This is a genomic window from Streptomyces sp. NPDC001678 (assembly GCF_042892945.1).
Classification (GTDB): domain Bacteria; phylum Actinomycetota; class Actinomycetes; order Streptomycetales; family Streptomycetaceae; genus Streptomyces.
In genome coordinates this window covers 515,533-524,254 of sequence record NZ_JBIAUP010000006.1, presented here as the reverse complement: position 1 = coordinate 524,254, position 8,722 = coordinate 515,533, and the positions used below count along the sequence as shown (strand labels likewise).

The window sequence follows — 8,722 nt, the reverse complement described above, 5'->3', positions numbered from 1 at the left end:
GCTTCCTTTGTACTCACCCACAGTGTTGATTACTGGGGCTTTCCTCCGGGCTTCCCTTCGGTGTTTCCAACCTTACCAGATCCGTTTTCCGTTCCTTACCGCTTCTCATTCGAAGCAGTTCAGTTCGGAATTCATTTCCGGTGCCCGGTCGGAGCGGGCTTCCCGAGTTTATCAGAATCTTTCCGGCCGATTTACATCGGCTTTCGGTTCCCGATAAGGATTCGGAGTGCTCCGCGTGAATCCGATGTATCCGATTCACCGACCGAAGCTTGGTAGATACTAGCTGTTGCGCTGGATCCAGTCCAGTTCGTCGCAACCGTTCGAATCTACCTCCCCACTCCTCCCGTGTCAACGGTCCTCGTGGGGCGAAGAGAACACTACCAGGCTCAGCGCGGTGCCCATGACGACGGCGGGCTCTCCAGCTCCTCCAGCTCGATGCCGGGCGCCGAGAGGATCACGTCCCCGGCGATGTGGATGGAGTGCTGCTCCCCCGTGTCCAGGTGGCTGACCTGGTACTCGTCCACTTCCAGGGGGCCACTGTCAGTGGCGTGTGCTGTCCTGTCGACCAGGGCCCACGACTGGTCGAGGGTGAGGGGGGCGAGCACGGGGGGCGTGAAGGCCACGAGGCGGACGCGCGTGGGCTCGCCGCCGGGGGAAAGGCGGAGCATCCGGGAGATGGCCACGTAGAAGGCGGGGGACGCGCCGCTGAAGGCATGGGCGCGGACATTGCCCTCGGTGGCGTGCTCGCCGGTCGGGTCGGTGCGGACCCAGGTGACTCCGTCGAGGGCGGCACCGCGCACCTGCCAGTCGGAGCTCTGGAGCTGGAGGCGGATGGGGCGGCCGAGGTCGTCGATGGCGAGGTCGACCGAGCCGGTGGGGGTGCCGGACGGGGCGGTGAGCTGGGAGACATAGCGCCAGCCCGAGGGGCCGGTGGCGCAGTGGAAGCGCTCTTCACCGAGGGGGGAATGGTCGTGGGGGTCGTAAAGGGAGTATCGGCCGCGAGGCATGGTGGGGTCCTTGACGCGAATGGGACAGGCCCCCGCCTTGGGGGCGGGGGCCTGTTCTACCAGCCGGGCTGGTCAGTAGCGGTAGTGGTCGGGCTTGTACGGGCCCTCCACCTTCACTCCGATGTACGCCGCCTGCTCCGGGCGCAGCGTCGTGAGCTTGACGCCGAGGGCGGCGAGGTGGAGCCGGGCGACCTTCTCGTCCAGGTGCTTGGGCAGGACATAGACGTCGGTCGGGTAGGACTCGGGCTTGGTGAAGAGCTCGATCTGGGCCAGGGTCTGGTCCGCGAAGGAGTTCGACATCACGAAGGAGGGGTGGCCGGTCGCGTTGCCGAGGTTGAGGAGGCGGCCCTCGGACAGCACGATGATGACCTTGCCGTCGGGGAAGGTCCAGGTGTGGACCTGGGGCTTGACCTCGTCCTTGACGATGCCGGGGAGCTTGGCGAGGCCGGCCATGTCGATCTCGTTGTCGAAGTGGCCGATGTTGCCGACGATGGCCTGGTGCTTCATCTTGGCCATGTCCGAGGCCATGATGATGTCCTTGTTGCCGGTCGTGGTGATGAAGATGTCGGCGGTCTCGACGACCTCGTCCAGGGTGGTGACCTGGAAGCCGTCCATGGCGGCCTGGAGGGCGCAGATCGGGTCGATCTCGGTGATGACGACCCGGGCGCCCTGGCCGCGGAGGGACTCGGCGCAGCCCTTGCCCACGTCGCCGTAGCCGCAGACGACCGCGACCTTGCCGCCGATGAGGACGTCGGTGGCGCGGTTGATGCCGTCGACGAGGGAGTGGCGGCAGCCGTACTTGTTGTCGAACTTCGACTTGGTCACCGCGTCGTTCACATTGATCGCGGGGAAGAGCAGCGTGCCGGCCTGCTGCATCTCGTAAAGGCGGTGGACGCCCGTGGTGGTCTCCTCGGTGACACCGCGGATCTCGGACGCCAGCTGGGTCCACTTCCGCGGGTTCTCCGCGAGGGTGCGGTTGAGGAGGGTGAGGATCTGGGCGTACTCCTCGCTGTCGGCCGTGGCCGGGTCGGGAGCGGCGCCCGCCTTCTCGAACTCCACGCCCTTGTGGACGAGGAGGGTGGCGTCACCGCCGTCGTCCAGGATCATGTTCGGGCCGCCGGTGGGGGTGCCCGGCCAGGTCAGCGCCTGCTCCGTGCACCACCAGTACTCCTCGAGCGTCTCGCCCTTCCAGGCGAAGACGGGGATGCCCTGCGGGTTCTCGGGCGTGCCGTTCGGGCCGACGGCGATCGCGGCGGCCGCGTGGTCCTGGGTGGAGAAGATGTTGCAGGACGCCCAGCGGACCTGTGCGCCCAGTGCCACCAGGGTCTCGATGAGGACGGCGGTCTGCACGGTCATGTGCAGGGAGCCGGTGATACGGGCGCCCGCCAGCGGCTGCGCCTCCGCGTACTCCTTGCGGATCGACATCAGGCCGGGCATCTCGTGCTCGGCGAGGGTGATCTCCTTACGACCGAAGGCCGCCAGCGACAGATCCGCGACCTTGAAGTCCTGACCGGTGGTGGTAGTCATACGGCTGCTCCTCCTACAGGGGCGAGCGGGAGTGGGTACGGCTGTGCATGCGGACGGACAGCGTCGTCGTCCGGTCGTGGCGCGGACCCACTGAGCTCGGTCCGCGGCGCGATCGGTCGCACACTGCTCCCCCGGCCGCAGCCCAGTCCGTCGGAGGCCCTCTCTCCCTCGGCCGGTCCGTCGCGCGGGCCGCCCGACCTGCCATCAGCAGCGACGTCTGGCTCTTGGCACGAATCTACACCGGTGCCCCTGCCGAGCCACAGCCCCGAGGGCCGGGTTCCGGACTCGCCCCTGACGACCTGTCCGTCGGACCGTCAGGTGTTGCAGGATGCGGGCACGATGAGTTTGTGAGGAGATCCACGTGACGCCATCAGCGGATCCGTCCGCCCCCGCGACGCGGCATGGGCGGCGGCTCAAACTGCTTGCCGTGACCGCCTGTCCGACCGGTATCGCGCACACGTACATGGCGGCGGAGAAGCTGACGCAGGCGGCGGAAGCGCTGGGCCACGACATCAAGGTGGAGACGCAGGGCTCCATCGGTGCCGAGAACGTACTGACCGACAACGATGTCAGCCAGGCGGACGGCGTCATCATCGCGGCCGACAAGGACGTCGACCGCAGCCGGTTCGTGGGCAAGCGGCTGCTGGTCGTCGGCGTCGCCGAGGGCATCCACCACCCGGAGCAGCTGATCGAGCGGGTGCTGGAGGCCCCGGTGCACGAGCCGGGCGCGGGAGCGGTCCCGGGCGCGGGAGCGGTCTCGGGCACGCTCGCGGGCAGGGGCGCGCCGGGCGTCCTCGGGCCGGGGCGCGGGACCGTCTACAGGGCGCTGATGAACGGCGTCTCGTACATGATCCCGTTCGTCGTGGTCGGCGGGCTGCTGATCGCGGTGTCGCTGGCGCTGGGCGGACATCCCCGGCCGGACGGCGGGCTGGTGATCCCCGACGGAACGTTCTGGAAGCACGTCAACGACATCGGTGTCATCGGTTTCACGCTGATGGTGCCGATCCTGTCCGGTTATATCGCCTACGCCATCGCCGACCGGCCCGCGCTGGTGCCGGGCGTGATCGGCGGCTGGATCGCCAACACGGGCGCGCTGTACGACTCCAAGTCCGGCGCGGGCTTCATCGGGGCGATCGTGACGGGCTTCCTGGCCGGCTACCTGGTCCTGTGGATCAAGAAGCTCCGGGTGCCGAAGTTCGTCCGGCCGATCATGCCGATCATCGTGATCCCGGTGCTGGCGACCTCGATCCTCGGTCTGTTCTTCATCTATGTCCTCGGCAGGCCCATCGCCTGGGTCTTCGAGCACCTCACGGACTGGCTGGGCGGTCTGACGGGGACGAGCGCGGCGCTGCTCGGCGTGCTCCTGGGCCTCATGATCGCCTTCGACATGGGCGGTCCGGTCAATAAGACGGCCTTCCTCTTCGGCGCCGGTCTCGTGTCCAAGAACCCGGAGATCATGGGCATGTGCGCCGCCGCCATCCCCGTGCCGCCGCTCGGGCAGGGGCTGGCGACGCTGTTGCGGCGCGGGATGTTCAGCGAGCAGGAGCGGGAGACGGGGCTGGCCGCCCTCTTCATGGGCTTCTTCGGCATCACCGAGGGAGCGATTCCCTTCGCCGCAGCCCGCCCGGCGCGGGTGATTCCCGCGAACATGCTGGGCGGCGCGGTGGCGGGCGCCATCGCGGGGCTCGCGGCGGTGGGCGACAGCGTGCCGCACGGCGGGCCCATCGTGGCCGTGCTGGGGGCGGTGAGCGGTGTGCCGATGTTCTTTATCGCGATCGGGGTGGGGATGGTGGTGACGGCGTTGACGACGGTGACGTTGATGGCGTTGGGGCGTGGGGAGCGTGGGGGTGCCGACGGGGGCGGGGGCGGCGCTGTGGGGGTGGCTGTCGCTCGGGCGGGCGGTGCGGCCGGTGCCGGTACGGCTGGTACGGCCGTGGGTGCGGCGCCGGTCGTGCCCGAGGCGGCATCCGGCGTGTTGTCCGGCTATCTCACCGGGCAGACCGTGCGGCTGGAGCTCGCGGCGGGCCGCAAGGAGGCCGCGATCCGGGAGCTGGCGGAGCTGCTGACCGCCACGGGGCAGGTCCGGGACGTCGACGCGCTCGTCACGGCCGCGCTCGCCCGGGAGGAGCTGGGCACCACCGGGCTCGGCGAGGAGATCGCCATTCCGCATGCGAAGACGGACGCGGTGTCGGCCCCGGTCGTCGGCTTCGCCCGGTCCGCCGAGGGGATCGATTGGGGGGCGCTGGACGGCTCCAAGGCCCGGCTGATCTTCATGATCGCCGTACCGGAGGCGCTGGCCGGGGAGGAGCACCTGCGGATTCTCGCGCTGCTGGCGCGGAAGCTGCTGGATCCGGGGTTCCGGGAGCGGTTGCTGGACGCGGGGGATGAGGGGGCGGTGCTCGGGGTGCTGGCCGAGGTTGGGTAGGGGGCGGGGGGAGGGGCCCGGTTGTGGGGTGGCGCCGGGGGTGTTGAGGGTCCCCGGTCCCGCCCCTTCCCGTTTCTTTCAGGGGCTCCGCCCCCGAACCCCCGGGTCCTCAAACGCCGGACGGGCTGAGTTCACGCTCCGCCCCCCGAACCCCCGCTCCTCAAACGCCGGAGGGGCTGGATTGAGCCAGCGGCTCGGGCTGGTAGATGTCCGGTTCCAGGTAGATCACCCGGGCGATCGGGACCGCCTCGCGGATGCGGGCTTCCGCCGCGTCGATCGCGTGGGCGATCTGGGTCGCCGTGTCCTCGCCCCGTACCGCGATCTTCGCGGCAACCAGCAGTTCCTCGGGCCCCAGGTGGAGGGTGCGCATGTGGATGACGCGGGTGACGGTCTCGCCGTCCACCGCCGCCTCGCGGATCCGCGCCACCTGGTCCGGGCCCGCGGCCTCGCCCAGCAGCAGGGACTTCGTCTCGGCGGCCAGCACCAGCGCGATCAGCACCAGCAGGGTGCCGATGCAGAGCGTGCCGATGCCGTCCCACACGCTGTCGCCCGTGGCGAGCGTCAGGCCCACGCCGCCCAGGGCTAGGACGAGGCCGACGAGCGCGCCGAAGTCCTCCAGCAGGACCACGGGCAGCTCGGGCGCCTTGGCCGTGCGGATGAAGGAGCTCCAGGACTGCTCGCCGCGCAGGGCGTTGGACTCCTTGATGGCGGTGCGGAAGGAGAACGACTCGGCGACGACGGCGAAGACGAGCACGCCGACGGGCCAGTACCAGTGCTCCAGCGGGTGCGGTTCCTTGATCTTCTCGTAGCCCTCGTAGAGCGCGAAGACGCCGCCGACGCTGAAGAGCACGACCGAGACGAGGAAGCCGTAGATGTAACGTTCCCGGCCGTACCCGAAGGGGTGTTCCTCACTGGCCTGTTTCTGGGCCTTCTTGCCGCCGAGGAGCAGCAGCGCCTGGTTGCCGGCGTCGGCGACCGAGTGGACGCCCTCCGCGAGCATCGACGACGAGCCGCTGAAGGCGAACGCCACGAACTTGGCCACCGCGATGGCCAGGTTGGCGCCCAGCGCGGCGACGATGGCCTTGGTACCGCCTGATGCACTCATGTGCGCGGGTCGTCCCTTCCGCCCCTGCGGCTGTTCACGGGTTACGGCCGGTCATTGTCGCAGCCGTTCGGCCGGGTCGGGGTCAGGCGGCGGTCGTCGCGCCCACCGTGGCGCGGAAGACGGATCCCTCGCCGGCGAGCTCGACCCGCTCCCCCGCCCTTACGAATGCGGACTCGCCCCGCGCGAGGGCCAGTTCCGTGCCGTCCTCGCCGCGCAGCAGGGCCCGGCCCGCGGTGCACAGCAGGATCTGGGGGGTGCGGGCGTCGAGCCGGTGGGGTGCGGAGCCGGGGGCGAGCGCGTACCGGGAGAGGCGGAACTCCTCCACCGACGTCTCGTACACCTCCGCACCGTCGACGTCGGCCTCGGGCCGCAGGACGCCCGGGGGCGTGGCCTCGAAGCGGACCACGCGCAGCAGCTCGGGGACGTCGACGTGCTTGGGGGTGAGCCCGCAGCGGAGCACGTTGTCGGAGTTGGCCATGATCTCCACGCCCAGGCCGGAGAGGTAGGCGTGCGGGACGCCGGCGCCGAGGTAGAGGGCCTCGCCGGGCTGGAGGAGGACGTGGTTGAGGAGCATCGCGGCGAGGACCCCGGGGTCGCCCGGGTAGTGCCGGGCGAGGGTGGCGTAGGCCGCGTAGGCCGCGCGGTGGGGGCCGTCCTCGGCGGCGAGCCGCTCGGCGGCGGCGGCCGCCTCGGTCACGGTCCCGGCGACGGCGTCGCGCTCCGCGCTGAGTACGGCGGTGAGGACCTCGCGCAGGGCAGCGCTCTCCGGGTGGGCGTGCAGCAGGTCGACGTACGGCTTGAGGCTGTCGACGCCGAGGGCGGAGAGCAGCTCGGCGGTGGCGTCGGGGGCGCGGAATCCGCAGAGTCCCTCGAAGGGGGTGAGGGCGCAGATGAGCTCGGGCTTGTGGCTGGCGTCCTTGTAGTTGCGGTGCGGGGCGTCGGCCGGGACGCCGCGTGCCTCCTCGTCGGCGTAGCCGGCCTCGGCCCGGGCCGGGTCGGGGTGGACCTGGAGGGAGAGCGGGTCGGCGGCGGCGAGGATCTTGAACAGGAAGGGCAGGCCGGGGCCGAAGCGCGCCACGGTGTCGTCGCCGAGCTCGCGGCGCGGGTCGGCGGCGATCACCTCGTTCAGGGCGACGGGGCCGGTGCCCCGGTCGACTCGGGAGGGGGCGCCGGGGTGGGCTCCCATCCACAGTTCGGCCTGGGGCTCTCCCGTGGGCTCGGTGCCGAGGAGGCCGGGGATCGCGGTGGTGGAGCCCCAGGCGTAGGGGCGCACGGTGTTGAGAAGGCGGTCCATGGGGACGGTTCCTGACTTGTCGGTACGGGACCGGGCTTGCGGACTCTCGTGCGGACTTACGGGCTTGCGGGCTTGCAGACTTACGGGCTTTACGCGCTTGCCGGACTTACGGGCTTGCCGGCTCGGGTCGTCATGGCCTCGCGGGTCTGGCGGCGAGCGCGAGGTAGACGGCGGCGAAGTCCGTGGTGGCGAGGAGGTCGGCCGCCGTCTCCAGCGGGCTGCTGTCCTCGTCGGCCTCCAGCTCGCTGACGGGGGTGTCGCGGTGCAGGGCCAGCTCGCGCGCGGCCCCGGCCGGTGAGGTGACGTCCGGTCCGCGCTCGCGGAGCAGGACCACCCGGGCGTGGAGGGCCTCGGACTCCTCGACCCGGTCGCGGAAGAAGTCCTCGGGGTCGGCGCCCGCCGCGAAGTCCCCGGCCAGCAGCGTGCCGTGCGCGGTCAGCGCCTCGGGCAGCTCGGCGGCGAGCGCGGGACGCCCGGCGAGCGCGGCGAGGACGGTGGCGAACCGGCGGCCGACGGCCGCCGCGAGCTCGCCCTCGGTCCAGATGAGCGGCAGGGTGTCGGCCACCTCGGCCGCCAGGGTCTTGGCGGGGTTGCTGTACGTGGCGATGGCCGGCCCGCAGCGCTCGGCGATGTGGTCGAGCCGGTCGGCGAGCGCCTCCAGGGCGGCGGGCGGCGCCTCGGCCAGGCCGATGCGGTCGGCCAGGGCGAGGAGCGGGGTGAGCAGCGACCAGAGGGTGCCGGGGCCGGTGGGCAGGGGGACCAGGGAGTCGTCGTTCCGGGGGGTGGCACCCGCCATCGCCGCCTCGTACGGGGTGACGGTCAGCGGGATGGCCAGGCCGCGCACCTGGGCGGTGGCGTCGGCGAGCGGGGAGCCGGCCGGGGAGACGGTCACGACGGTGCAGCCGCGCCGGTAAGCCTGCTCCAGGAGGAGCGCCAGGCCCGGTTCCGTACCGTCCGGGCTGGCGACGAGCAGCAGGTCGAGCGGGCCCGTCCAGCCGGGCAGGGTCCAGCGCAGGGCGCCCGGGGCGGGGGCGACGCCCGCCGGGCGGATCAGGGTGACGGGGCAGCTGTCCCCGGCGAGCGCGGCGAGCAGGTCGGCGGTGGAACCGCCCGCGGGCCCGGGGCCGGCGACCAGGACGGCGCGCGGGCGGCCGTCCGGCCGGAGCGCGTCGATCCCGGCTTCGGCGGCGTCGCGCACAGCCGTACGGACCCGGGCGCCGGATTCCGCGGCGCCCCGGAGCAGACCGTGGAGGTCGGCTCGGGAGAGGCCGTCGGGGTCATCGAGGAGGGACTCGTCGAACACCGTTGTTCAGCCTCCGTGTGCCGTGGGGTGGGGTGCGCCGTGGGGTACGGGGTCGCGGGAT

At 71.4% G+C, this 8,722-nt stretch carries 6 protein-coding genes; 1 reads left to right on the top strand and 5 read right to left on the bottom strand.

Annotated elements, in window-relative coordinates; all coding sequences use genetic code 11:
- Positions 1-386: 386 nt before the first annotated feature.
- A complete protein-coding gene (locus ACFYZR_RS16590; protein WP_391910679.1) occupies positions 387-1,007 on the bottom strand; it encodes a hypothetical protein in 621 nt (206 codons plus the stop codon).
- A gap of 72 nt (positions 1,008-1,079) precedes the next feature.
- Positions 1,080-2,534, bottom strand: a complete 1,455-nt coding sequence (gene ahcY, locus ACFYZR_RS16585) for an adenosylhomocysteinase (RefSeq protein WP_391910677.1) — start codon at positions 2,532-2,534, stop codon at positions 1,080-1,082.
- Positions 2,535-2,895: 361 nt separating this feature from the next.
- Here ahcY and ACFYZR_RS16580 point away from each other — a divergent pair, with 361 nt between their 5' ends.
- A complete protein-coding gene (locus ACFYZR_RS16580) occupies positions 2,896-4,959 on the top strand; it encodes a fructose-specific PTS transporter subunit EIIC (RefSeq protein WP_391910675.1) in 2,064 nt (687 codons plus the stop codon).
- 160 nt (positions 4,960-5,119) lie between these two features.
- Here the strand turns inward: ACFYZR_RS16580 and ACFYZR_RS16575 are convergent, their stop codons facing one another.
- The 3 genes from ACFYZR_RS16575 to ACFYZR_RS16565 form a co-directional block, all read right to left on the bottom strand.
- Entirely contained in the window at positions 5,120-6,064 is a 945-nt protein-coding gene (locus ACFYZR_RS16575) for a cation diffusion facilitator family transporter (RefSeq protein ID WP_391910673.1), read from the bottom strand.
- An 82-nt stretch (positions 6,065-6,146) separates the two neighbouring features.
- The gene (gene manA, locus ACFYZR_RS16570; RefSeq protein ID WP_391910671.1) at positions 6,147-7,358 is read right to left on the bottom strand and encodes a mannose-6-phosphate isomerase, class I; all 1,212 of its coding nucleotides are present in this window, start codon (positions 7,356-7,358) and stop codon (positions 6,147-6,149) included.
- A gap of 130 nt (positions 7,359-7,488) precedes the next feature.
- The gene (locus tag ACFYZR_RS16565; RefSeq protein WP_391910668.1) at positions 7,489-8,661 is read right to left on the bottom strand and encodes an SIS domain-containing protein; all 1,173 of its coding nucleotides are present in this window, start codon (positions 8,659-8,661) and stop codon (positions 7,489-7,491) included.
- Positions 8,662-8,722: the final 61 nt, after the last annotated feature.